20 protein-coding genes, 2 pseudogenes, 3 riboswitches and 1 other annotated feature are annotated in these 23,753 nt (G+C 62.5%); of the genes and pseudogenes, 10 read left to right on the forward strand and 12 right to left on the reverse strand.

The genetic code is table 11. The annotated features are described in order from the left end of the window. Window positions 1-27 precede the first annotated feature (27 nt). The 4 genes from grdB to gluQRS form a co-directional block, all read right to left on the reverse strand. Window positions 28-1,332 (reverse strand): glycine reductase complex selenoprotein B, encoded by a 1,305-nt coding sequence (grdB, locus tag INF37_RS08840; RefSeq protein WP_101691366.1) that lies wholly within the window; start codon window positions 1,330-1,332, stop codon window positions 28-30. 14 nt (window positions 1,333-1,346) lie between these two features. After that, window positions 1,347-2,627 (reverse strand): glycine/sarcosine/betaine reductase component B subunit, encoded by a 1,281-nt coding sequence (locus INF37_RS08845; protein WP_101691367.1) that lies wholly within the window; start codon window positions 2,625-2,627, stop codon window positions 1,347-1,349. Window positions 2,628-2,641: 14 nt separating this feature from the next. Continuing rightward, complete coding sequence (locus INF37_RS08850; RefSeq protein WP_328821063.1) at window positions 2,642-3,010, reverse strand: GrdX family protein; 369 nt, start codon at window positions 3,008-3,010, stop codon at window positions 2,642-2,644. 161 nt (window positions 3,011-3,171) lie between these two features. After that, window positions 3,172-3,287: riboswitch (glycine riboswitch) on the reverse strand. Between the two features lie 132 nt (window positions 3,288-3,419). After that, window positions 3,420-4,373 (reverse strand): tRNA glutamyl-Q(34) synthetase GluQRS, encoded by a 954-nt coding sequence (gene gluQRS / locus INF37_RS08855; protein WP_193537775.1) that lies wholly within the window; start codon window positions 4,371-4,373, stop codon window positions 3,420-3,422. Window positions 4,374-4,535: 162 nt separating this feature from the next. Then, window positions 4,536-4,661, forward strand: a riboswitch (molybdenum cofactor riboswitch). 101 nt (window positions 4,662-4,762) lie between these two features. On the opposite strand from gluQRS, the gene INF37_RS08860 reads away from it, so the two are divergent. From INF37_RS08860 to INF37_RS08895, 9 genes and pseudogenes are all read left to right on the forward strand, one after another. Beyond that, window positions 4,763-5,788, forward strand: coding sequence for a molybdopterin-binding protein (locus tag INF37_RS08860; RefSeq protein WP_193537776.1), 1,026 nt, complete (start codon window positions 4,763-4,765; stop codon window positions 5,786-5,788). 3 nt (window positions 5,789-5,791) lie between these two features. After that, window positions 5,792-6,997 (forward strand): molybdopterin molybdotransferase MoeA, encoded by a 1,206-nt coding sequence (locus INF37_RS08865; protein ID WP_193537777.1) that lies wholly within the window; start codon window positions 5,792-5,794, stop codon window positions 6,995-6,997. A 42-nt stretch (window positions 6,998-7,039) separates the two neighbouring features. Beyond that, window positions 7,040-7,513: pseudogene (moaC, locus tag INF37_RS15715) on the forward strand (cyclic pyranopterin monophosphate synthase MoaC); the annotation flags it as partial. A gap of 33 nt (window positions 7,514-7,546) precedes the next feature. Beyond that, window positions 7,547-8,017: pseudogene (mobB, locus tag INF37_RS15720) on the forward strand (molybdopterin-guanine dinucleotide biosynthesis protein B); the annotation flags it as partial. Further along, complete coding sequence (moaA, locus tag INF37_RS08875; protein ID WP_193537779.1) at window positions 8,014-8,991, forward strand: GTP 3',8-cyclase MoaA; 978 nt, start codon at window positions 8,014-8,016, stop codon at window positions 8,989-8,991. The pseudogene mobB and the gene moaA, both read left to right, overlap by 4 nt. A 48-nt stretch (window positions 8,992-9,039) precedes the next feature. Beyond that, window positions 9,040-9,957 (forward strand): MOSC domain-containing protein, encoded by a 918-nt coding sequence (locus tag INF37_RS08880; RefSeq protein ID WP_101691373.1) that lies wholly within the window; start codon window positions 9,040-9,042, stop codon window positions 9,955-9,957. A 12-nt stretch (window positions 9,958-9,969) separates the two neighbouring features. Beyond that, window positions 9,970-10,087, forward strand: a riboswitch (molybdenum cofactor riboswitch). Further along, window positions 10,082-10,954 carry a molybdate ABC transporter substrate-binding protein gene (gene modA / locus INF37_RS08885; protein WP_193537780.1) on the forward strand — a complete coding sequence of 291 codons (873 nt, stop codon included), beginning with the start codon at window positions 10,082-10,084 and terminating at the stop codon, window positions 10,952-10,954. (Overlaps the previous riboswitch by 6 nt.) Window positions 10,955-11,038: 84 nt before the next feature. Beyond that, entirely contained in the window at window positions 11,039-11,737 is a 699-nt protein-coding gene (gene modB, locus INF37_RS08890) for a molybdate ABC transporter permease subunit (RefSeq protein WP_193537781.1), read from the forward strand. Beyond that, window positions 11,737-12,801, forward strand: coding sequence for a sulfate/molybdate ABC transporter ATP-binding protein (locus INF37_RS08895; protein ID WP_193537782.1), 1,065 nt, complete (start codon window positions 11,737-11,739; stop codon window positions 12,799-12,801). Before modB ends, INF37_RS08895 begins: the two co-directional genes overlap by 1 nt. A gap of 42 nt (window positions 12,802-12,843) precedes the next feature. On the opposite strand, the gene INF37_RS08900 is transcribed toward INF37_RS08895, so the two are convergent. The 7 genes from INF37_RS08900 to INF37_RS08930 form a co-directional block, all read right to left on the reverse strand. Then, the gene (locus INF37_RS08900; protein WP_193537784.1) at window positions 12,844-14,640 is read right to left on the reverse strand and encodes a copper amine oxidase N-terminal domain-containing protein; all 1,797 of its coding nucleotides are present in this window, start codon (window positions 14,638-14,640) and stop codon (window positions 12,844-12,846) included. A 44-nt stretch (window positions 14,641-14,684) separates the two neighbouring features. After that, complete coding sequence (locus INF37_RS08905; RefSeq protein ID WP_193537786.1) at window positions 14,685-15,095, reverse strand: GtrA family protein; 411 nt, start codon at window positions 15,093-15,095, stop codon at window positions 14,685-14,687. Then, window positions 15,082-16,041: a glycosyltransferase family 2 protein gene (locus tag INF37_RS08910; protein ID WP_101691379.1), complete on the reverse strand. Its 960-nt coding sequence runs from the start codon at window positions 16,039-16,041 to the stop codon at window positions 15,082-15,084. The genes INF37_RS08905 and INF37_RS08910 overlap by 14 nt, the downstream gene beginning before the upstream one ends. Before the next feature lie 160 nt (window positions 16,042-16,201). Further along, the gene (locus tag INF37_RS08915) at window positions 16,202-17,008 is read right to left on the reverse strand and encodes an ABC transporter ATP-binding protein (protein WP_193537788.1); all 807 of its coding nucleotides are present in this window, start codon (window positions 17,006-17,008) and stop codon (window positions 16,202-16,204) included. Between the two features lies 1 nt (window position 17,009). Continuing rightward, window positions 17,010-17,918: an ABC transporter permease gene (locus INF37_RS08920; RefSeq protein ID WP_193537790.1), complete on the reverse strand. Its 909-nt coding sequence runs from the start codon at window positions 17,916-17,918 to the stop codon at window positions 17,010-17,012. Window positions 17,919-17,975: 57 nt separating this feature from the next. Continuing rightward, window positions 17,976-18,986, reverse strand: a complete 1,011-nt coding sequence (locus INF37_RS08925; RefSeq protein WP_235964275.1) for an ABC transporter substrate-binding protein — start codon at window positions 18,984-18,986, stop codon at window positions 17,976-17,978. Between the two features lie 122 nt (window positions 18,987-19,108). Further along, window positions 19,109-19,354, reverse strand: a binding site (T-box leader). A 118-nt stretch (window positions 19,355-19,472) separates the two neighbouring features. Beyond that, window positions 19,473-20,384 carry a DMT family transporter gene (locus INF37_RS08930; protein ID WP_328821060.1) on the reverse strand — a complete coding sequence of 304 codons (912 nt, stop codon included), beginning with the start codon at window positions 20,382-20,384 and terminating at the stop codon, window positions 19,473-19,475. A 99-nt stretch (window positions 20,385-20,483) separates the two neighbouring features. On the opposite strand from INF37_RS08930, the gene INF37_RS08935 reads away from it, so the two are divergent. Then, window positions 20,484-21,125, forward strand: a complete 642-nt coding sequence (locus tag INF37_RS08935) for an HAD family hydrolase (RefSeq protein ID WP_193537792.1) — start codon at window positions 20,484-20,486, stop codon at window positions 21,123-21,125. Between the two features lie 84 nt (window positions 21,126-21,209). Here the strand turns inward: INF37_RS08935 and INF37_RS08940 are convergent, their stop codons facing one another. Beyond that, window positions 21,210-23,699 (reverse strand): ATP-dependent helicase, encoded by a 2,490-nt coding sequence (locus INF37_RS08940; RefSeq protein WP_193537794.1) that lies wholly within the window; start codon window positions 23,697-23,699, stop codon window positions 21,210-21,212. Window positions 23,700-23,753: the final 54 nt, after the last annotated feature.

Below are 23,753 nucleotides of genomic sequence, written 5' to 3' on the forward strand. Positions count from 1 at the left end.
TGGACTGCGGGGGATATCCTAGTTCGATCAGTCGAAGATGGTCTGGTCGTCCACAGGGGTCTCAAAGGCCTTCAGGGCCTTCTCCACCAGCTTGTAGCGCAGCTCGAACTCCTCCTCGTGGGTGAGAGCCGGGTTGCCCAGGGGGTGGGGAATGGCGATGGTGGGCACGATACGGTTGGCGCCCACGGTCATGGAAATGGGGGTAACGGTGCACATGTGAACCACAGTGACACCGGCGCGCTCGATCTCTTTAACCATCGTTGCACCGCAACGAGTGCAGGTGCCTCACGTAGAGGTCAGGATGGCGGCCTTAATGCCGGCATCCCGGAGCTCTTTACCGATGGCCTCGCCGTACTTCTTGGCGCTGGCGACGGCGGTGCCGTTGCCGACGGTGGTGAAGAAGTAGGGATAGATGCCGCCGATCTTGCCTTCCTTCTCCATCTTGCGCAGCACGTCGACGGGCAGGACGCGGTCAGCATCCTCGTTGGCGTAGACCGGGTCATAGCCGCCGTGAGCGGTCTCGTGGTCGGCAGCGGTCAGATCCTCGAAGGAGCTGATGTCATAGCGGCCGAACTTGGAGGCAGAGGAGGACTCGATGTGATCGGGGTTGCCCTTGGGCACGATGCCGCCGGAGGTCACCAGAGCGATCGTGGTGTGAGCCAGATCGGTGATGGCAGCGCCGGGAGCGACACGGTCGAAGGAGGGCATGGGGAACTCGGTGGTGTAGGGCTTGCCGGCCAGCTTGTTGAGGAGCATCTTCACGGCACGGGTGGAGCCGCGCTCAGCCTCGAAGAAGTTCACGCGCAGGCCGTTGGGCATGTAGCCCTCCTCGGCGGAGGCGCCGATCTTCTCGCCCTTAGCCAGCTTGATGGCCAGAGAAGCCATCTTGGGAGCAGCGTCGCGCATGCCGGCAGCGCTGTTCTTGGTGGCGATGATATAGACCTTGTTCTTGAACATGTCGGCGCCGGGGTTCTCCTCGTACATACCGGTCACGACGGGCAGGTTCAGCTCGTCCTTCACGGCAGCAGCGACGGTACCACAGGCCACGCCGTAACGGCCGGCGTTGAACGCGGGACCGCAGACCACGACGTCGGGCTTGGCGTCGGAGATCATCTTCAGGACGGTCGCCTTGGCGGCGTCCAGATTCTCGTTGAAGTAGGAGTCGCCGCAGATCACGGTGCCCACCACTTCAGCCTCGCCCTTGAACGCAGCGTTCAGAGCCAGGCCGGGGCCCACAGCACCCTCACGGTACTCGGGGGCGTAATCAGCCTTCTCCTCGCCGCCGATCTGGGCGAAGAACTGGTTGATATAATGAACAACTCTCAGACTCATAGCAGTTCCCCTCCTTATCTGGCGCTGAGCTTGTTGAAGCCCATCTCATTGGTCGCGCCGGTGATGACCTGCAGCTCGGCGGTGATGGAACCGTCAGCTTCCAGAGCGCCGTCGAAACCGCCGGCGATGATGTTGGCAGCCTCGGGATGGCCGATGACCTTGTCCATCTTGGGCAGGTGGATGACCATGTTGGCGTTGCCGCCGGTGACCACGGCGTCAGCAGCGGGATCGGCGTCAGCCAGGGACTGGGAAGCGCCGTCGCGGCCAGCGTACTCGTCGGTGATGATGACGGTCTTGATGCCGGCAGCCTCCAGCTTCTTGCAGTTCATGATCAGGTCGGTATCGGGGTTACCGAAGCCCTCCTGGGAGACCAGAGCGCCGTCCAGCTCCAGGAACTGAGCCAGCTTGGTGGACCAGTCGGAGGAGCGCTCCTTGTCGGCCAGGTAGACGTTCTCGTTGGTGATGATGACACCCACGAAGTTCAGGGTCTTGCCATGCTGCTCCAGCAGGTCATGGATGACGGGGTTATTCAGGTGATGATAAGTGGTGTTCTTATCACAGGCGGACACGCAGTTGCCGCTCAGGATGGCGCCGTCCATGGTCTCGGTGGGATTCAGGATGGTGGGCATGGACTTCTTCATGTCAACGCCGTACACATAGGTGTCGTGCAGCAGGCCCTGGCTCTGGAGCATCAGCACATAGCCGACGCGGGGCAGGTCAGGATACTTCTCCTTGCCGCTCATGACGCCGCTGGTCTCATAGACCTTGGTCTCGTCGGGGGTGACATCCTTGCCCAGAGCGCCCAGGTAGGCAGCGGCCTTCAGGCCGGCCATACGGATGGCGTGCTCGTGCTGGTGCTGCTTGATGCCCTCCTTGGGCTCGCAGATCATAACCAGGTTGTTGAGCTTGGAGAAGGGGGTATACTCGGCGCCGGGGCCGGTCATGTCGATGATACCCTCCTGGAAGCCAACCACCTTACCGGTGGTGACCACGGCGCAGCCCTTGAGAACATGGGTCTTGCCGCTGCCCACGGTGGTGACCTTGGAGATCATGCCGGGGAAGACACCGCCGGAGCCCTCCACCTTCACACGGGGCTCGATGACGTCCTTGACAGGGATGATACGCACGGACTCGCCGGGATGAACCACCTCGAAGTCGACCGAGGCCAGGTCCTCGTCCTCCAGCAGCAGAGCGCGCAGCTCCTCCACGTTGACGTAGAGGGTGCCGTTCTCCACCTTGGAGCAGTCGCCGAGCTTAATGTCGCTGATGTGAATTTCGCCTAATTCCAGCCGCATAAGTCTCACTCTCCTTATTGTAGTTGTGGGGCGATGGCCCCGTCTATCAGCCGAAAATCGATCTCTGCAAAGTCTTCCCGCATGTCGGCCGGGGCATCCTCTCCCCGGTGGAACCGGGGCGGAAACTGCCGGCACACGTTGAGCGCTGCCTCGATCAATTCCAGTGACTCCAGATCCAGTGCCCCGGACGCGTCGTCCAGCGCAACTGAGCGGAAGGGGGTCTCATTGGGCTTTACACTGCCGGCCAGCGGATGGGTCAGCAGCTTGTGGCCCTGATGGACCAGATCCCGCACGTGGATCAGTACGTCCACATGTCCGCCCTCCACGTACTGGAGGGTGCACAGAGATCCGAACTTTTCCCGGACCTTCTCGTTGTTTGTCACCAAAAGCAAGACAGTCTCTCCTTTGCAAAAAAACAGGGGCAGGGTATACGTATCATGTAATGCCCTGCGCCCTGTTGAAAACCTGAGAGTTTCCCCCGCCCGGTGAGTCGGGGTTGCCCCTTCGGTGCCATGTTACGAGAATCATGGTCTTTTCAGAGTTCTGTCCGCCTGCGGTTCTCGGGACCTGAGAAATTGGCGTCCCACTCGGCAAAATGGGGCCGCTTATACCTTCGGTGTTCCACTCCTGTCGGAACAGAAACTCTCCCGCAGTCATCATCCAGACTATATTTGTTTTTTCGATGGTCATATTATAACATATCGAGTTTTCAAATACAAGCCCGTATCTCATATAAAAATTATTTAAAATACACGATTATTTAATTCCGGCGCACTTTTTATACTATTTGGTTTATTCTCCAAACATCGACGTTTGCACGATAACGTCCCGTTCCGGCACCTTGGACCAGGAAAAATCCGCCGCCAGTTCTGCCGGACGGACCGGCTCCCCAGTGGGGGAGAGACCCGCCAAAAAGGCCAGTTTTCCCACCAGCTGCTCCGGTGAATAGCGCGCCCGCAGGGCCCCCATGTCCAGGTCCATATCCCGCTTGGAGAGCCTCCGCCCATCCTCTGCCAGCAGCAGGGGAACATGGTAAAAGACCGGCTGGGGCAGGCCCAGGAGACGATAGAGCAGGATCTGCCGCGGGGTGGAATCCAGCAGGTCCTGCCCCCGCACCACCTGGTTGATCTCCATAGCTCCGTCGTCGGTCACCACTGCCAGCTGGTAGGCATAGACCCCGTCTGAACGGCGGATGATGAAGTCACCGCACGCCCGGCACAGGTCCTCCTCATAGTACCCCAAATGTCCGTCTATAAAGGACACTCGTTCATCCGGCACCGCGAGGCGCCAGGCACTGCGCCGGGTGCGGCTCAGCTCCTCCCGCTCCTGGGGAGAAAGGGAGCGGCAGCGTCCGCTGTAAAGGATCTGCCCATCCCCCCGGTGGGGCGCAGAGGCGGCCAGACGCTCGGCCCGGGTGCAGAAGCAGGGATAGACCAATCCCATCTGCTCCAGCTGCCGGAACCGGGCGGCATAGAGCTCCGTCCGCTCACTCTGCCGGTAGGGACCGTGGGGTCCCCCCATTTGATACCCCTCGTCCCAGTCCAGGCCCAGCCAGCGCAGATCCTCCGCCAGGACCTGGGCATACTCCTCCCGGCAGCGGTCGGGGTCCAGATCCTCCATCCGCAGGACCAGCGTGCCGCCCGCCGCGCGCACCGACAGCCAGGCCAGCAGCGCTGTAAACACATTTCCAAGGTGCATCCGTCCGCTGGGACTGGGCGCAAAGCGTCCCCGCAGCAAAGGTTCCATGTCCCATCTTCCTTTCCAGTAGGTCTCGTTTTGTTCTCCAGTATACCATTCCCTCCGGCACACGTCCACGCAGTGGACCATTTCTTTTCTTGCAAGTGACTACACTATATAGTATAATAAAGTGACGCAGGGCCCTTCCATTCGGTCCTGCTCCATAAAAATGATATATCTGCGCTCCGAGCAAAGATCTCTAAGGTGCCCCCTCCGGGCGCTATGAGATCGCGCCGCGGGTCAGGCGGGAAACCGCCCGGCCTTCCACACTTGAAAAGGGGCTGCTTCCCGCCGGGAGAATTTCTCCCGCTCTTTTGTCCTATCCGGGAGCGCCGCCTGTTTTCAGGCCGGCGCTCCCTGTTTCATTTTCCCTTTTATTTTAAGGAGGAACCGTCCAAATGAAGCTCATTGAAACAAAGCACGCGGTGGGCCATGTGCTCTGCCACGACCTCACCCAGATTATCCCCGGCGTCACCAAGGATGCCCGGTTCCGCAAGGGCCATATCGTGACGGAGGAGGATATCCCCGTCCTGCTCTCCATGGGAAAGGATCACCTCTATGTCTGGGAAAAGACCGAAGGCATGCTCCACGAGAACGAGGCCGCCGAGCGTCTGCGGGCCATCTCCCAGAATGACAACATGACCGCCACCGAGGTCAAGGAGGGCAAGATCGAGCTCAAGGCCGCCATCCACGGCCTGTTCCGGGTGGATGTGGAGCGGCTGCTGGCCGTCAACTCCCTGGACGAGATCATGATTGCCACCCGCCACACCAACTCGGTGGTCCATCCCGGCGACAAACTGGCCGGTATGCGGGTCATCCCCCTTATCGTGTCCGAGGACAAGGTGCGCGCCGCCGAGGAGGCCGCCGGAGATACCCCTCTGCTGGAGCTTCTCCCCTTCGTCCGCAAGACCGCCGCGGTGGTCACCACCGGCACCGAGGTCTTCCTGGGCCGCATCGAGGACAAGTTTACCCCCGTGCTGCTGGACAAGTTGGCCAAGTTCGGGGTGGATGTGATCTCCCACGTCAAGGTCCCCGATGACCGGGAGCAGATCGTCTCCGCCATCCAGGCGGCCCACGCCTCCGGGGCCGATCTCATCCTCTGCACCGGCGGCATGAGCGTGGACCCCGACGACCAGACCCCCGGCGCCATCAAGGCCGCCGGCGTTCAGGTGACCGCCTATGGCGCTCCCGTACTCCCCGGCGCCATGTTCCTGCTGGGCTTCTTTGCCGACGGAACCCCCGTCATGGGTCTGCCCGGCTGCGTCATGTATGCCAAGGCCACCATCTTCGATCTCATCCTCCCCCGGGTACTGTGCAATGTCCCGGTCACCCGTGCTGACCTGGCCCGGCTGGGCCACGGCGGACTGTGCCTGGGCTGTGAGCACTGCCACTACCCCATCTGCCCCTTCGGTAAGGAGGAATAAACTATGCGTACCCGCATCGAGCTGGAAGAGGCGCGCGCGCTGATGGCTGAAAGCGTGCGCCCCCTGGGTGTGGAGCAGGTCTCCCGGCAGGAGGCGCTGGGCCGGACCCTGGCCGAAGATGTGACCGCACCTCTGGATCAGCCGCCCTTTGACCGCTCCCCTCTGGACGGCTATGCCCTGCGCTCCGCCGATCTCACAGGGGCCTCCCCTGAACATCCGGTCTCCCTCCGGGTGGTGGAGACCGTCTATGCCGGCGGCGTCCCCTCCCGTGCCCTTGGCCCCGGGGAGGCCATCCGTATCATGACCGGAGCTATGCTGCCCCGGGGATGTGACTGTGTCCTCCAGCACGAGCGGACCGACAACGGTCTGGAACAGGTCCAGATCTATGCCGCCCTCTCCCCCCACGACAACTACTGCGACCGGGGGGAGGACTACCGGACGGGCGAGGTGCTCCTCCCCGCCGGGACCGTGGTGGACGCCGCCGCAGTGGGCGTGCTGGCCAGCGCCGGCCTCTCCTCCGTGCCGGTCCGCCGCCGGCCGGTGGTGCGGGTCCTCTCCACCGGAGATGAGGTGGTCTCTCCCGATCTCCATCCCCTCCCCGCCGGGAAGATCTACGGCTCCAATCAGGAGCTGCTGACTGCCCGGCTTCGGGAACTGGGCGTCACGGACGTAGAGGGTCTACTCATCGGCGACGATCCCCGGGAGGTGGCCGACACCATGGCGCAGCTCCTGGGCGAGTGTGATCTGCTCATCACCACCGGCGGCGTCTCCGCCGGTGACAAGGATATCTTCCACGAGGCTCTCCCCCTCCTGGGGGCGGAGCGAGTCTTCTGGAAGGTCAACCTCAAGCCGGGCACCCCCGCCATGTACTCCCTGTGGCAGGGACAGCCCATCCTCTCCCTCTCGGGCAACCCCTTCGCCGCTGCGGCCACCTTTGAACTGCTGGCCAGGCCCCTTCTGGCCGCCCTCACCGGGGAATCCCGCTTCTCCCTGCGTTCCCGGACGGCCGTGGTGGAGGGCTCCTTCCCCAAGGCCAGCCCCGGACGGCGCTTTCTCCGGGGTTTCTATCAGGAGGGCCGCGTCTCCCTGACCGGAAAAAATGACTCAGGCATGCTCGCCTCCCTGGTGGGATGCAACTGCCTGGTGGATCTCCCCGCCGGCTCTCCCCCGGTGCAGGAGGGACAGACCGTCACGGTCCTCCTGCTCTGAGCCACTCCGCGCTTCCCCATCTGTTTTGATCTGGAGGTCTCTATGGAACCCAAATTCAATCATTTTGACGCCGAGGGCAACGCCGTTATGGTGGATGTCTCGGCCAAATCTCCCACCCGCCGTCTGGCCGTGGCCCAGGGTAAGATCAAGGTCTCCCGGGCGGTGCTGGACGCCATCACCGGCCATACTGCCGCCAAGGGCGATGTGCTGGGCGTGGCCCAGGTGGCCGGTATTCTGGCCACCAAGCGCACCTCGGAGCTCATCCCCCTGTGCCATCCACTGGCCCTCTCCCACTGCACAGTGGAATTTACCATTCTGCACGAGGAGTGTGCCGTTCTGGCCGAGTGTACCGCCAAGCTGGACGCCAAGACCGGCGTGGAGATGGAGGCCCTCACCGGCGTATCCGTCGCCCTGCTCACCATCTACGACATGTGTAAAGCCATTGACAAGACCATGGAGATCTCGGACATCCACCTGGTCTACAAGGAGGGGGGCAAGTCGGGCACCTTTACCAATCACGGCCACCACTCCCCCGCTGTGGTGGCGGTCAGCGGCGTCAAGAACTCCGGCAAAACCACGCTGATTGCCGCCATGCTCCCCCATCTGACGGCCGCCGGTCTCAAGGTGGCCACGGTCAAGCACGACGGCCACTCCTTCCAGGCCGATCCCGAGGGGACCGACACCGGTATCCACATGAAGGCCGGGGCCTGGGGCACCGCCATCTTTGACGGCGAGAAATACAAGGTAGTCCGCCGGGACGCCGTGGAGGAACGGGAGCTCATCGCCCGCTTCCCGGACGCCGACCTGGTCCTGCTGGAGGGCTTCAAGCACTCCACCTGGCCCAAGCTGGAGCTGGTGCGCGCGGGCAACTCCACCCAGAGCGTCTGTGATCCCGCCACCCTTCTGGCGCTGGTCACCGATCAGGACCTCACGGTGGAGGGCGTCCCCTCCATTCCCTTTGATGGACAGGCCGCCGCCCAAGTGGTGCTGGACTACCTGAAAGGCGAGGGGCGGCTATGATCGACGGATTCGGCCGCAGCATCGACTATCTGCGGATCTCAGTGACCGACCGGTGCAACCTGCGCTGCGTCTACTGCATGCCCCCCGAGGGGGTGGAGTGGATGGACCATGAGGAAATGCTCTCCTATGAGGAGATTATCCGGCTGTGCTCCCTCTTTGCACAGGTCGGTATCCGCAAGGTCCGCCTCACCGGCGGCGAACCTCTGGCCCGGCGGGACCTGCCCGAGCTGGTCCGGGGCATCCACGCCATCGACGGGATCGAGAGCATTGCCCTGACCACCAACGGCCTGCTCCTCCAGGAGCAGCTTCCCGCCCTGCTGGAGGCGGGACTCACCGCCGTCAACCTGAGTCTGGACACCCTGGACCGGGCCCAGTATGCCGCGATCACCCGGCGGGACGCTTTGGACCAGGCTCTCTCCGGCCTCTATGCCGCTCTGGATGCCCCCGGCCTGCGGGTCAAGCTCAACTGTGTCCCCATGGGGGAGAACGATGCGCAGCTGGTCCCCCTGGCCGATCTGGCCCGGGAGCACGATCTGGCGGTGCGGTATATTGAGCTCATGCCCATCGGTCTGGGCGGCTCCCTCCCCCGCCGGACGGAGGAGGAGGTCCGCGCCATGCTGGAGGCTGCCTTCGGCCCCATGACCCCCTGTGACGAGTCTCTGGGAGCCGGTCCCGGACACTACTTCACCATTCCCGGCTTCTGTGGAAAGATCGGCTTCATCAGCGCCATGACCCATCAGTTCTGTGACGGGTGCAACCGAGTGCGCCTCACCGCCACCGGATTTCTCAAGACCTGCCTTCAGTATGAGACCGGGCGGGATCTGCGCACCCTCCTCCGGGATGGCTCCGGGGACGAAGTGCTGCTGGAGGCTATCCGCTCGGCCATTCTCCACAAGCCCGCCCAGCACCATTTTCTCGACGCGACCGGCCGCCGGGAGGACGAGCGGCACAACATGCACCAGATCGGAGGCTGACCGCCTCTTTCTCCGTATTTCTATATTTTTGATTACGAGGTGTATTTTATGAGCAAGGTAATTGCTGTCTGTACCAGCGAACAGAAGGGAACCCAGAAGCAGGCGGTGGATGTGATCCACCTGAAGGAGGAGTGGGGCATCGAGGGAGACGCCCACGCGGGCAAGTGGCACCGCCAGGTCTCCCTGCTCTCCCACGACAAGATCGAGGCCTTCCGCGCCCGGGGCGCCGAGGTGGAAAACGGTGCCTTCGGCGAGAACATCATTGTGGAGGGCATCGACTTTGCCACCCTTCCCATCGGCACGAAATTCTACTGCAACGATGTGGTCCTCCAGCTCACCCAGATCGGTAAGGAGTGCCACCACGGCTGCGCTATTTTCCAGAAAATGGGCGAGTGCATCATGCCCAAGCAGGGTGTGTTTACCCGGGTACTCCACGGCGGCGACATCCGCCCCGGGGACGATTTCCGTCTGGAGCTCCCCTTCCGGGTGGCCGTCATCACGGTGAGCGACTCGGGCGCCGCCGGTACCCGGGCCGACCTGAGCGGTCCGGTGATCCAGGAGTTGGTGAAGAAGGCCGGCTACCCCGTGGTTCACACCGCGCTTCTCCCCGATGAGCGGGCACAGATCGCCGCCGAGCTCGCCCGCATCGCCGACGAAGATGTGGCTGATTTGATCCTCACCACCGGCGGCACCGGTTTCTCCCCCCGGGACTGGACCCCCGAGGCCACCCGGGATGTGACCGAGCGGGATGTGCCCGGTATCCCCGAGGCCATGCGCGCCCTCTCCCTCCAGATCACCCCCCGCGCCATGCTCTCCCGCGCCGCCGCCGGCATCCGGAAGGGCGCGCTCATCATCAACCTGCCCGGCAGCCCCAAGGCGGTGACCGAGTGTCTGGAGTACATCCTCCCCCCGCTCTCCCACGGGCTGTCTATCCTCAAGGGTACTACGGGCAACTGCGCCCGCTGAACCACCGTCTCCGCGACGGGTCAACTTCGAGTCCCCGCACCTACGGCGCACGCTATGGGCTGGGACCAATGGGCTGATCTGGAAACGGGTCCGCCTACCATCTTTGTAAAGGAGTTTGATTCCCATGAAAAAAGCACTTTCCCTGACCCTGGCTCTGGCTATGACTGCCTCTCTGACCGCCTGCTCCGGCGGCGGGACCGCGGCCTCTCCCACCCCGGTTGCCGGCACGCCGGCCCCCTCCTCCGCACCGGCAGCGGAGCCAGTGGAGCTGACCGTCTTTGCCGCCGCCTCTATGGAGGCCACGCTGACCGAGATCGCTGAGCGCTATCAAGAGGTCGCTCCCAATGTGGAGCTGGTCTTTACCTTTGACTCCTCCGGCACCCTCAAGACCCAGATCGAGGAGGGGGCCCCCTGTGACATCTTTATCTCGGCCGCCCAGAAGCAGATGAACCAGCTGGACAGCGCCGACACCACCGGCACCAATACCGACGGTCTGGATTTTGTCTACTCGGACACCCGGTTTGATCTGGTGGAAAACAAGGTGGTCCTGGCGGTCCCCGACGACAACCCCAAGGACATTCAGTCCTTCTCCGATCTGGCCAGCGATAAGCTCTCTCTGCTGTGCATCGGAAATGAGGATGTGCCCGTCGGCTCCTACTCCCTGGAGATCCTGGATACCCTGGGTATCGACATCGCCCAGCTGGACAGCGCGGGCAAGGTGACTTACGGCACCAACGTCTCCGAGGTGGCCAACCAGGTCAAGGAAGGCGCCGTGGACTGCGGCATCATCTACGCCACTGACGCCTATACCTATGAGCTCACCGTGGTGGATCAGGCCACGGAGGACCTGTGCGGTCAGGTCATCTACCCCGCCGCCGTCATGAAGAGCGGCACCGAGGCCGGGCATGACGCCGCCGTGGAGTTCCTCAACTATCTGCACACCGATCCGGAGGCCGTCTCCATCCTGGAGGGCGTTGGCTTCACGGTGCTCCCGTAAATCCAAACCATGTTTGCGGCCGGGCGGGAACTCTCTCCCGCCCGGCCGCCTGCTCTGTATTCTCAATGGAAAGGGGGCCGTCCCTTGGACTGGTACCCACTCTATAATTCTCTGCGGATCGCCGCCATCTCCACGGTCCTCATCTTTTTTCTGGGGCTCTTTGCCGCCTACTATGTGGCCAAGCTCCCCCGGCTGGTCAAGGGCGTGCTGGATGTGGTGCTCACCCTCCCGCTGGTCCTCCCCCCCACCGTGGTGGGCTATTTCCTGCTGCGTATCCTGGGCCCCAAGCGGGTGGTGGGTCTCTGGTTTCTCAACACCTTCGACATTAAGCTGACCATGGTGTGGTATTCCGCCGTCTTCGCCTCGGCCGTGGTGGCCTTTCCCCTGATGTACCGCACTGCCCGGGGGGCCTTCGAGTCCTTTGATCCCAATCTGGCCTATGCTGCCCAGACCCTGGGCCGCTCCAATACCTGGATTTTCTGGCGGGTGCGCCTTCCTGCCTGCAAGCAGGGGATCATCGCCGGGGCGGTGCTCTCCTTCGCCCGGGCCCTGGGGGAATACGGCGCCACCTCCATGATCGCCGGCTATACGCCCGGACGCACAGCCACCATCTCCACCACGGTCTACCAGCTCTGGCGGACCGGGGACGACGCGGCGGCCTACCGCTGGGTGCTGGTCAACATCGCCATTTCGGCGGCTGTTCTGCTCACCGTCAATCTCCTGGAGCGCAAAGACCGTACCGCCCGGAAGCAGATGGCCGTTCCCTTTGAGGAGGTGGTCTGATGTCCCTTCTGGTGGATCTGGAAAAGGACTTTGGCTCCTTCTCTCTCAAGGTCTCCTTTGAGACGGAGGGCGGCACTCTGGGCCTCCTGGGCGCCTCGGGCTGCGGCAAATCCATGACCCTCAAATGCATCGCCGGCATCGTCACCCCCGACCGGGGCCGCATCGTGCTGGACGGACGCACCCTCTTCGACCACGAAAAGCATATCGACCTGCCGCCCCAGCAGCGGGGCGTGGGGTATCTCTTCCAGAACTATGCCCTCTTCCCCACCATGACCGTGGAGCAGAACATTCTCTCCGGCATGGACCGGAAGCTCTCCAAGTCCGTCCGGCGGCAGCGGCTGGAAGAACTGCTCGCCCGCTTCTTCCTCACCGGCCTGGAGCGGCGGCGCCCCGCTCAGCTCTCCGGCGGACAGCAGCAGCGGGTGGCCCTGGCCCGCATTCTGGCCAGCCAACCCAAGGCTCTCCTGCTGGACGAGCCCTTCTCCGCCCTGGACAGCTATCTCAAATGGCAGGTGGAGCTGGAGCTCATGGAGGTCCTGGACCAGTTTGAAGGCCCCACCCTCTTTGTGACCCATAACCGGGACGAGGTTTACCACTTCTGCTCCCATGTCTGTGTGCTGGAGGGGGGCCGCTCGCAGCCCATGGAGCCGGTGGAGACTCTCTTCCGCGCACCGGCCACCCTCTCCTCCTGTCTGCTCTCTGGGTGCAAAAATGTCTCCCGGGCACGGCGGGCCGGTGATACCTCGGTCGAGGCACTGGACTGGGGCGTGACCCTGGAATGCACCGGTCCCATCCCGGCGGACCTCTCCCACATCGGAGTGCGGGCTCATCTGTTCCGCCCCGCTCCCCAAGCGGAGGAAAACGCGATCCCCTGCCGGGTGCTCCGGGTCATCGACAACGTGTTCACCATGGTGGTCATGCTGGCGACGCCGGGGGGCGCGACCGGTTTTTCCCGCCTCCGTCTGGAGCTGGAGAAAGAGGCCTGGGCCGCCCTCGGAAATCCCGACACGCTCTTTCTGCACGCTCAGCCCCAGGATATTCTGCTCCTGCGGGACCCCCACTGAACAAACTGCGCCCCGGCGGAAAAACCGCCGGGGCGCGTTTTCTTATGCATCGGCTGTGGTCAGGATCGCGGTCCTTTCCTCTGCGTTCCACTGCACATCCAGTCCGAATGCCTCAGAGAGGAAACGCAGGGGGACATAAGTCCGGTTCTGGTAGGCCAGGGGGGCCACATCCTGGACTCTCTCCTCGTCATTTACCCAGGCGTTGGGAGAGTCGATCTCCAGTGCGATCCGGGTCTCTCCCCGTTCACACAGGACCCGGTTGGAAGCCTGATCCCAGGTGACGGTGAAGTCCAGGGCCTCAGCGATCCCGCGCAGAGGCACCAGGATGCGGTCGTTTCGGGCAATGGGGGCCGTATCAAAGGAGAGCTTCTCCCCGTCCAGCGTCACATAGTAGCGCTCGTAGGAAATCCCAAAGCGCTCCCGCAGCAGCCCCTGGACCTCCGCGGTATCCACCACGCGGCCATATCGGGCGCTTCCGTCTGACTCCACATTCTCCAGCACGGCGCCCACCGGGAAAACATAGTTCAGCATGCCCCCATCTCCCCGCACATTCTGCTGGAAAATCGGGCGCACGGTAAAGGTGGTGCCCTCGGGTACCGTGTACTCGCCCAGGTCCACCCAATATGCCCCGTCGTCGCTGGCCAGGAGCCTGTTCTCCCGGACCGCAAACTGGAGTCCGTCCGCCTCCGTCACAGCCGGAAGGGCCGTCCGGTCGGTGCGCTCCCAGTGCTCCTTGTCCGAAGAGGACCAAACCGCCGTGCTGTCCCCGTCCTGAACCAGAGCGTACCAGGTGTCGTTCTGGAAACCGGCGTCCAGCACCCGGGCTCCGAAGTCGTGGGACCAGACCTCATTCCAGCTCTCATCCACAAAGGTCAGCACATTGTTCCGGGGCCCCCGGGTATCGCCCCCAGCACCGTACATACCGCCAGTGCCAAACACATTCTGGCAGACCAGATAGCCGCTCCCGGCCCAGCGGAAGATGTAATCGGCACGCATGGGAGAAGCTACCCCCTCAATGCTGTGCCAGGTGCCGGTGACGGGGGTGTGGGTGGTCCAGGTAAAGCCGTCCGAGGAGGTGTAGATCTCACCGGAGTAGGTGTTGCACACAAAGAAGTCCTTCCCGCTGGAGGGGAGGATGCGCACCATCTCCGGGGAGGTGGTCCAGGGGGTGTTCTCCACCGTCACCCAGGAATACCCGTCCATGGAGTAGTCAAAGCGGGTGATAATACTGCCGCCGTTGGGGTCGTCCACCTCCACCTTTCGCAGCACCCCGTGGTCCCCCACGGCATAATTGTCCCCCAGGCCCTGGCCAAGGTCCCAGTCGGCCCGGGAAAAAGTGACCTTCTCCCCGTTCACCACGGCGGAGTAGACCCCGTTTTCATAGCCGATGGCGGTCACCGGAGCATCAAAGGCCCGGACGCCCACGATCCGGAACTCCTCGTCCAGGAAGGTGACCATGTTGTTGCGGGGACTGTCGCCGTATTGCTGGTGGGTAGTGGTACGGGGATCGTCCAGCAGACTCTCCCGCATCATATACTCGCTTCCCGTCCAGAGGATCTCAAATTCCTTTTTTGCCAGACCATTCAGGCCTGTACTGTAAGGCGCGCTCTCCTCCGTCCACTGCCGGTTCAGCTCGGTCCACGTCACTCCGTCGGCGGAGCGGTATACGGAGCCGGACATATCATAGTACAGGACATAGTCCTTTCCCGTCTTGCAGAGATGCGGACCAGCCCCCTCTCCCAGAGGCCCGTCCCAGTTGGGCGTCCCCGCCGCCAGGGCAGGGAGTGCCAGAGAACACATCAGGCACAGCGCCGTGAGTATCGATAGGAACCGTTTCATAAGATCCTCCTTTTCTCCGCTGCGCGGCAGCGGCTATGCCGCGCTCATTTCTGCTTCTGAAAGGCAAAAAAACGCTGTCCGAAGTAGTTGAGGACGGTGTAGAGTCCCATGCCCACCAGCTTGGTCAGCCGCTCCCACCAGATGGCGGGGACAAACACCGGCTGGGGAAGGAGCTCCATCACCGGCTGGGCGATGCCGTAGGCCACCAGATAGCACACCGCCACATTGAGGGCAAATTTTACCGCCGAGCGGCCCATGGTCTCTTGACTGCGGAAAGTAAAAGACCGGTTGAGGAAAAAGCTCATGACCGCCCCCGCCACATAGGCGATAGCGGTGGAGGGCCAGTAGCCCAACCCCTCCAGGGCGAACATGAGCACCATGGAGAGCAGGGTGTTCCCCACCCCCACCAGGAGAAACTTCCAGATGGAGGCGTCCAGGAATTTAGTCTCCTTCATGCTGGTCCAGCACCTCCTTGATGAGGAAGCGGGGCCGCTCCTTGGTCTCCAGGTAGATCTTTCCGATATACTCGCCGATAACCCCCAGGGCCAGCAGAATGAGTCCGCCGATGGCCCACACCGAGCAGATGACGCTGGCCCAGCCGATGACGGTCTCCCCGTTGGCCCAGCGGACGATGGAGTAGATGAGCATGAGGATGCTCACCACAAACACCAGAAAGCCCAGCACAGTGATATACCGGATTGGCTTGGTGGAGAGGGAGGTGATTCCCTCCATGGCAAAGGAGAGCATCTTCTTGAGGGGATACTTGCTCTCACCCGCAAAGCGCTCGCCCCGCTCGTACTCCACCGTGCCGGTGGTATAGCCGATCATGGGCACAATGCCCCGGAGGAAGAGGTTGACCTCCTTGAACTGGGCGAGCCCCTCCAGCGCCCGCTTGGACATGAGGCGGTAGTCGGCGTGGTTGAACACGGTCTCCGCCCCCAGGAAGTTCATCACGCGGTAAAAACCCTCGGCGGTGAAGCGCTTGAAAAAGGTGTCCTTCTCCCGGCTGGAACGCACCCCGTAGACGATGTCACATCCGGCATAGTACTGCTCCACCATGGCGTCCACCGCGTCGATGTCGTCCTGCAGGTCAGCATCCATGGAGATGACCATGTCTGCCCGGTCCTTCGCCGTCATGAGCCCGGCCAGCAGGGCGTTCTGGTGGCCCCGGTTGCGGGTCAGATTCACGCCGGAGAAACGGCGGTCCGCCCGGTGGAGCCCTTCGATCATGCTCCAGGTCTTGTCCCGGGAGCCGTCGTTCACAAAGAGCACCCGGCTCTCCTCTGAGATCCGGCCCGCGGCGATGAGATGCTCCATCTTCTCCTTGAGCCGCCTGGCTGTCTCCGGCAGCACCTCCTCCTCGTTATAGCAGGGCACTACGATATATAAAATGTCTCCCATGTCACACCTCGCCGTTGTTCTGCCGGGGATCCGATTCCCCGTTTTTTCCATTTCGGAAACTCTTTGGTTTATTGTATACCCTCTGAGACGAAAAGACAATCCAATTTGTTCCCATAAAACGGAACACGGATGCACGCAGGCGGCATCCGTGTTCCATCTTTTACCGATCGGAGAGCAAGATCCGGTCGTTGTCCAGTTCCTTTCCAGCCCCGGCGCGGAACCGCTGGAGCAGGTCCTCCACCGTCATGCCCTGGCGCTCCTCCCCCTTCAGGTCCAGCACGATGCGGCCGGAATCCATCATCAGTGTGCGGTTGCCCAGTTCCAGGGCACTTTTCATGTTGTGGGTGATCATCAGGCAGGTAAGGCCCGCCTCGGCCACGATCTCCCGGGTGAGGCGGAGCACCTTTTCCGCCGTCCCCGGATCCAATGCCGCGGTGTGCTCATCCAGCAGCAGCAGCTTGGGGGGCACCATGGTGGACATGAGCAGGGTGAGGGCCTGCCGCTGTCCGCCCGAGAGGAGCCCCACGCTCTGGCCCATCCGGTCCTCCAGTCCCATGTCCAGCCGGGCCAGCTGGTCCCGGAAAAAGGCCTTGTCCGCCTTGCTCACCCGGCTGAAAAAGGCCCGCTGGTGCTTGGCGGTGCGGAGATAGGCCAGGGCCAGATTCTCCTCGATGGTCATATGGGGGGCGGTCCCCCGCATAGGGTCCTGAAAGAGTCGGCCAATGTTGCGGCTGCGCCGGTAGGCAGGCAGATAGGTCAGATCCTCCCCGCCCAGCATGATGCTGCCCTCATCGGGAAAGAAGTCCCCCGCAATGGCGTTGAAGAGGGTGGATTTCCCCGCCCCGTTGGAGCCGACAATGGCGGCAAAGTCCCCCTTCTCCAGTTTCAGATTGACGCCGCACAGGGCTTTTTTCTCGTGGACCGTTCCGGGGTTGAAGGTCTTAGAAAGATTTCTGAGCTCCAGCATCTCACTGCTCCTCCTTTCGTCCGGCCAGGGCACGGCGCTTGCGCATCTGGAAGGCCGCCCACTGCCGCACCGTGGGCGCTGCAATGGCGGCGCCCACGATGACCGCCGAGACCAGCTTCATGTAGTCGGCCGGGACATTGGCCCGGAGGGCCGCCGAATAGATCAGGCGGTAGAGGATGCTGCCAAAGAGCACCCCCAGCACCCGGCGGACCATGGAGCCCTTGCCGATGAGGGTCTCCCCGATCACCAGCGCGGCCAGGGCCAGTACCACCATACCGGTGCCGCCGTTGACCTCGGCAAAGGTGTTGTACTGGGCCACCATGGCCCCGGATAGTCCGGTCATGGCGTTGGCCACGCACAGGCCCACGGTGATCGTAAAGGTGGGATTGATGGAGGAGGCGCGCACCATATCCGCATTGTCCCCGGTGGCCCGGATGGACAGGCCCAGCCGGGTGCCCAGGAAGAGGACCAGAAGCACGCAGACCACCAGTACGATGCCCGCCGTGACGGCCAGCTTATACCAGCTCCCGGCAAAGCCGGCATCCCTGGCCAGGGTGTAGATGCTCGCTTTCTGGAAGATGGACAGGTTACTGGTCCCCATGACCATCAGGTTGATGCTGTACAGGCCGATGTTGGTGACGATGCCCGCCAGGATGGAGGGCACCCCCAGCTTGGTCTGGAGAAAAGCGGTGATGAAACCGGCCGCGGCGGTGGCCAGCATGGCGGCCGGCAGGGCCAGGATAGGGTGGCCGGACACACAGCACACGGCGGACACTGCGCCTCCCAGGACAAAGGCCCCGTCGGTGGTCATATCGGCGATATTCAGGATGGAAAAGCTCAGAAACAGAGCCAGCGCAACGGGCGCATAGAGAAACCCCGCTTCCAGGGCGGACTGGATAATCGTGAGCATGGGATCGCTCCTTTCTCAGGCTGAGCCCCCGCCCGGAATGGGCGGGGGCTTTTCATGTTACTCTTGGGTCGTATGAACCTCCACCATGCTGGAGCCCAGGGAGGAGAACACCCCCGTGTCCACGCCCAGGGCAGCGGCGGTATCCAGATTGACCGTGATGATATCGCCCGACACGGTGACAAAATCGGTGGGCACCTGGCCGCTCTGGAGGACCTCCAGGGCCAGGTCGGCGGTCTGGGTACCCAGGTCGGTGTAGTTCACGCCGCAGGTGGCAAGCGCGCCGTTGCGCACAAAGGAGTCCGCTCCGGCATAGTGGGGGATGCCCGCCTCGGTCAGGATGGGAGCGATGGCCAGCTCCGCGTTCATTACCACATTGTCTGTGGGGGTGAAGACCGCGTCCACCTGGTCCAGCATGGAGTTGACGGCCGCCACGATCTCATCGGTGGTGTTGCCCGTCTTGTCCAGGTAGGAGATCCCCTTGCTGTCCAGATAGGCCTTGGCGGTCTCAATCGCGGGGGCGCTGTTGACCTCGCTGGTGGAGTAGAGCAGGCCCACCGTCTCCACCTCAGGGTTCTGGGCTAGCATCATGTCCAGCAGCAGCTCCACATTCAGCGCGTCGCTGGTGCCCGTCACATAGGAGATCCCGGTGAGACCGGCGGTCTCGGGGTAGCTGACGGTACCATAGATCACAGGAGTCTCGGTGGCCTGGGCCGTGGCCGCCATCTGCTGGGCGGCGGTGGTCCCGATGGGGATGATGGCGTCATAGCCGTCGGCCACGATCTGCGCCCCGATCTGGGACAGAGTGGAGGGATCGTTGTTGCCGTTGAAGTCACCATAGGTAATCGCGATTCCCAGCTCGGCGGCCTTGGCATCCAGTTCGGCGGTAATGGCGTCCCGGATCTCGTTCATGGAAGCGTGGTCCAGCTGGCGGACCACCGCTACCTTGTAGGCCCCATCCGCCTCAGCGGACTCTCCGGAGTCGGCGCTGCCGCAGGCAGTCAGGGCGAGGGGCATCCCCAGAGCGAGAGCCAGGGCCAGGGTTTTCTTCATCATCGTGTTCTGTTTCATAGTCGTTACCTCCATATGGGCTCTTGGAGCCAAAATTGGTTTGGGTGGGCGATGGAGGGGCCGTTGCCAGCGGCCAGAGAGGAAGCTGCCCCACAGGGTATAAAAAAACGCCTCTGTCCCCTTCCTGGGACAAAAGCGTCAGCTTCTGCGATACCACCCAAATTGACGTCTTGCGACGTCCACTCGCTTCACGTACCATCATACGTGCCCGATGGATAACGGGTGGGGTCCCGTCGGCATCTACTGAGTTTCCCGTTCAAGCCGCCCTCTGAAGACCATTCACACGCGGATTTCAGACCCCGATCCCACCACCCGGAGCTCTCTTTGCATCCATCACATCGGCTACTTTTCTTCATCACTGGTTTAAAGTGTTCGGTTGTTGTAATGCAGTATACGCTCTGCCAGCCGGTTTGTCAACCCCTGTTCCGCATTTCCGTCCGGGAGGAGCATGCTCCTCCCGGACGGATCGCTCCGGCTCATCCGGTTTTATCCCACGCTCTGGGCCGGATGTTCCGATTTCCGACGCAGGAAGCTGAACTTGGTCTCCGAGCACACCACGGCCACAAAGATCAGCGCAAAGCCCGCCAGCAGGCGGCCGGTCACCGGGTCTCCGTAGAAGATCACCGAACAAAGCACCCCGAACACCGACTCCAGCGAAAGGATCACCGAGGCCGAGGCCGGATCGGACCAGACCTGTCCCACGTTCTGGAACAGAAGGGCCACCGTGGTGGCCATCACGATGAGGTAGCCCATCTGGATGACCATGTCCGCATTCAGCAGTGTCTCCACCGGCGGGAACTGCTGGAAGAGCAGACCGCACACCCAGGCATACACCGCCGCCCAGAAGAACTGGAATACCGTCAGAATGTAGATGTCTTTTCCGGGAGAGACCTTGGCCACCGAGACGATGTGGCTGGCATAGAACACCGCGCAGCACAGGGTCAGCGCGTCTCCCCGGGTCACGGTAAAGGACTCGGTCAGGGAGACCAGACCCACGCCGGAGATACACAGCAGCGCCGCCAGAATATTATAGCGGTCAGGCCGCTGCCGGGCCACCAGCCAGTAGAGGAAGGGGACCAGCACACAGTATACCGCCGTCAGAAAGGCATTTTTGGAGGGCGTGGTCTCGGCCAGTCCAAAGGTCTGCACCGAGTAGGCCAGGAAGAGAAAGGCCCCCATGATGGCACCCCGCCACAGGTAGTCAGCCGTAAAGCGTTTCCACTTTCTCCCGCAGATCAGGGCCAGCAGAGCCGCCCCTCCGGTAAAGCGGATGGCCAGCAGGTAGAAGGTGGGAATCACGTCCACCGCACCCTTCATGATGAAAAAGGAGGAGCCCCAGATGAATGCCGCGGCAAAGAGCATGGGCTTTGCCAGGCGGCGCATGAGATGTTCATTCACAGATTGTTTCCACTCCCTTGATGTGGTATGATATGTTTCAATCGATCCCCTGAGGGGAAATTTTTCCGATATTTCCGGATCAGAACGGAGGTCCTATTCATGCTGCTCTTTGACCTGGACGGCACACTCATCGACTCCAACGGCGTTTGGGTCACGGTGGATGAGTGCTTTCTCTCCCGCCGGGGATTGCGCCCCACCCCGGAATACTGCCACACGGTGGGCCACTCCATCCTCCCGGTGGCAGCACAGTTTACCCGGGACTACTACGGGCTGACCGACACGCCGGAGGCCATCATGGCCGAGTGGATGGAGCAGGCCCGGGATGCCTATGCCCACCACGTTCCTCTGAAGCCGGGCGCCGGGGCATTTCTCCGTCGCTGCCAGGAGGCGGGGCAAACCGTGGTGCTGGTCACCGCCTGCGTGCCGGAGCTGTGCGAGGCTGTCCTGCGGCGGCACGGCCTGGAAACGGTCTTCTCCCGCCGTTTTTTCGCCCAGGAGCTGGGCATGGAAAAGCGGGACCCCCGCTATTTTCAGACCGTGCTCTCCCGCCTTGGCGTACTGCCGGAGCAGTGTGTCCTCTTCGAGGACTCCCCCGGCGCCTGCCGTACCGCCCGTGAGAGCGGCATCCGGGTGGTGGGGGTGTACGATCCCTTTTATGAGACCAGCCAGGCGGAGATCCGCGCCTGTTCCCACCGGTATATCCGCAGCTTTGAGGAGCTCCTCAACGAGCCGCTTCTCTAACCGTTCCGGTCAAACGGAGGACCGGAATATATCCAATCTATTCCACACACTGGGGAGCGGCCGGAAGGTCGCTCCTCTTGTTGTTTATTCCTTGGTCATATGCTGGGCTGCCGCTTTGAGCATCAGCTTCTTGGTCCCGCTCTTCTCAAAGGCGATCTCCACCAGAGCGTCCCCGCCCATGGGGGTGAGCCCCGTGATGAGTCCCTTACCAAAGGCCTTGTGGACCACGCTGTCCCCCTTCTGGAAGTTGGGGAGAGCCGCCGCTGTGGGCCGGGACATGCTGACGCCCCGGCCTGCCGGGGCCGTCGTCTGACCGGTCTGGCCGCTGCTGCCCGCTCCGGCGGAATAGCCGCCTGAATAGCCGCCCACCGAGTAGCCCCGGTCAAAGACGGGCTTGGGACGCACCCGGCGCTGGGGCGGCTGCCAGCCGCCCTCCCCGCTCTCATTCTCGGAGCGGAAGTTGCGCCCGCTCTTCTCCACATAGGCCTCCGGGATCTCGCCCAGGAAGCGGGAGGGCCGGTTGGCGTTCGTGCGGCCGAAGAGCATCCGCTGAGAGGCGCAGGTCATATAGAGCCGCTCCTTGGCCCGGGTCATGGCCACATAGCACAGGCGGCGCTCCTCCTCCATCTCGTCGGGCTCCCCGATGGCGCGGATGCCGGGGAAAATTCCCTCTTCCACGCCCACCACAAAGACCACCGGGAATTCCAGTCCCTTGGCCGAGTGCATGGTCATCATGACCACACAGTCCTCCCCGGAGTCGTGGTTATCCAGATCGGTATAGAGGGCGATCTCATCCAGGAAGCCGGAGAGGCTGGGCTCCTCCACCGCATTGTCCAGATAGTTCTGGATGGAGGAGGAGAGCTCGTGGACGTTCTCCAGGCGGGTGCGGTCCTCAATGGTCTTTTTCTGCTCCAGCATGGCGACATAGCCGGTCCGCTCCACCAGCTCCTCGTAGAAGGCGGGCAGGTCCATCTCACCGGCCAGGCGGCGCAAGTCCTCCATCATCTCAGTAAACTGTCCCAGCTTGGGGGCGGCCTTCTGGAGCTCGGGGAACTCCCGGGCACTCTTGACCACTTCCCACAGGGAGCGGCCGGTCTGGAGGGCCAGGTCCTGGGCTCGCTCGATGGTGGTGGCGCCGATCCCCCGGGGCGGATTGTTGATGATACGGGAGAGGCGCAGATCGTCGTTGGGATTGTTGATGGCGCACAGATAGGCCACCATGTCCTTGACCTCCGCCCGGTCAAAGAAGCGGATACCGCCGATGATGCGGTAGGGAATGCCATTTTTCTTGAAGGCCTGCTCGATCTGGTTGGACTGGGCGTTCATCCGGTAGAGGACGGCATGGTCCTTCCACGCCTTGCCCGCCGAGAGATCGGAGAGGATCTGGGCGGCCACAAACTGGGCCTCATCGTGCTCGTTCATGGCGGTATAGCACTTGACCTTGTCTCCCTCGCCCTGATCGGTCCACAGCTCCTTGCCCTTGCGCCCCTGGTTGTTGCGGATCACGGCGTTGGAGGCCTCCAGGATGTTCCGGCTGGAGCGGTAATTCTGTTCCAGCCGAATGACCCGCGCCCCCTTGTACTGCTGCTCAAAGGAGAGGATATTCTCGATGGTGGCCCCGCGGAAGCGGTAGATGGACTGGTCGTCATCGCCCACCACGCAGATGTTCTCCCGTCCCCCCGCCAGGGTGGAGGCCAGCAGATACTGGAGATGGTTCGTGTCCTGATACTCGTCAATGAGTACATAACGGAATTTTTTCTGATAATATTGCCGAACGTCATCGAAATTCAGCAGCAGCCGAACGGTATGTAAAATGATGTCGTCAAAATCCAGGGCGTTGGCCTCCCGCAGGCGGCGCTCATATTCCACATAGACCTTGGCGATCTTGGTCAGCCGGAAGTCCCCGGACTTCTCGCACTCCTTGAGGTAATCCGCCCCCAGCTTCATGGCGTCCTTGGCCCGGGAGATATACCCCAGAATGGTCTTGGGGGGGAAGGACTTGTCGTCCAGCCCAAAGTCCTTGTTGATGTCCTTGATGACCCGCTCGGAGTCGGCGGTGTCGTAGATGGTGAAGGAGCTCTGGAAGCCCAGGCGCTCAATGTCCCGGCGCAGGATGCGCACACAGGCCGAGTGGAAGGTGCTGGCCCAGATGTCATTGGCCGAGGCGCCCAGCATCTGCTCCAGCCGGGCCTTGAGCTCTCCCGCCGCCTTGTTCGTAAAGGTGATGGCAATGATGGACCAGGGCACTGCCGCTTCCACCCGGCACAGCCGCTCCACTGCCTCCTTGCGCGCGGGATCGGGGTTGGCCACATAGCTCTCCAGAGCGTTCAGCTCCTCCTCCCCCACCCACTCGGGCACCTCGTCACAGTCGGAGCCCCGGCCGTACTTCATCAGGTTGGCGATCCGGTGGATGAGGACGGTGGTCTTTCCGCTTCCCGCGCCCGCCAGCAGCAGAAGGGGGCCCTCCGTGGCCAGAACCGCCCGGCGCTGCTCCGGATTGAGGTTTGAATAGTCCAGTGCGATGGCCGCTCTTCTGGCCTTGCAGAAGCGCAGCTCCTGTTCACGGTTGAGCATACGATCAAATCCTTTTTTCATCGATTCACAGTGCTTGTTATTGTATCACAGATA

This window comes from Pseudoflavonifractor gallinarum, assembly GCF_014982855.1.
Taxonomy (GTDB): domain Bacteria; phylum Bacillota; class Clostridia; order Oscillospirales; family Oscillospiraceae; genus Pseudoflavonifractor_A; species Pseudoflavonifractor_A gallinarum.

Bases quoted from the DNA above. Each gene is read 5' to 3' on its own strand.
- INF37_RS08920 (WP_193537790.1), bottom strand. From the start codon at position 17,918: ATGCTCACGATTATCCAGTCCGCCCTGGAAGCGGGGTTTCTCTATGCG.
- INF37_RS08935 (WP_193537792.1), top strand. From the start codon at position 20,484: ATGCTGCTCTTTGACCTGGACGGCACACTCATCGACTCCAACGGCGTT.
- INF37_RS08880 (WP_101691373.1), top strand. From the start codon at position 9,040: ATGAGCAAGGTAATTGCTGTCTGTACCAGCGAACAGAAGGGAACCCAG.
- gluQRS (WP_193537775.1), bottom strand. From the start codon at position 4,373: ATGGAACCTTTGCTGCGGGGACGCTTTGCGCCCAGTCCCAGCGGACGG.
- INF37_RS08900 (WP_193537784.1), bottom strand. From the start codon at position 14,640: ATGAAACGGTTCCTATCGATACTCACGGCGCTGTGCCTGATGTGTTCT.
- INF37_RS08860 (WP_193537776.1), top strand. From the start codon at position 4,763: ATGAAGCTCATTGAAACAAAGCACGCGGTGGGCCATGTGCTCTGCCAC.
- INF37_RS08845 (WP_101691367.1), bottom strand. From the start codon at position 2,627: ATGCGGCTGGAATTAGGCGAAATTCACATCAGCGACATTAAGCTCGGC.
- INF37_RS08895 (WP_193537782.1), top strand. From the start codon at position 11,737: ATGTCCCTTCTGGTGGATCTGGAAAAGGACTTTGGCTCCTTCTCTCTC.
- INF37_RS08940 (WP_193537794.1), bottom strand. From the start codon at position 23,699: ATGCTCAACCGTGAACAGGAGCTGCGCTTCTGCAAGGCCAGAAGAGCG.
- INF37_RS08910 (WP_101691379.1), bottom strand. From the start codon at position 16,041: ATGGGAGACATTTTATATATCGTAGTGCCCTGCTATAACGAGGAGGAG.
- INF37_RS08905 (WP_193537786.1), bottom strand. From the start codon at position 15,095: ATGAAGGAGACTAAATTCCTGGACGCCTCCATCTGGAAGTTTCTCCTG.
- INF37_RS08865 (WP_193537777.1), top strand. From the start codon at position 5,792: ATGCGTACCCGCATCGAGCTGGAAGAGGCGCGCGCGCTGATGGCTGAA.
- moaA (WP_193537779.1), top strand. From the start codon at position 8,014: ATGATCGACGGATTCGGCCGCAGCATCGACTATCTGCGGATCTCAGTG.
- INF37_RS08915 (WP_193537788.1), bottom strand. From the start codon at position 17,008: ATGCTGGAGCTCAGAAATCTTTCTAAGACCTTCAACCCCGGAACGGTC.
- modA (WP_193537780.1), top strand. From the start codon at position 10,082: ATGAAAAAAGCACTTTCCCTGACCCTGGCTCTGGCTATGACTGCCTCT.
- INF37_RS08925 (WP_235964275.1), bottom strand. From the start codon at position 18,986: ATGAAACAGAACACGATGATGAAGAAAACCCTGGCCCTGGCTCTCGCT.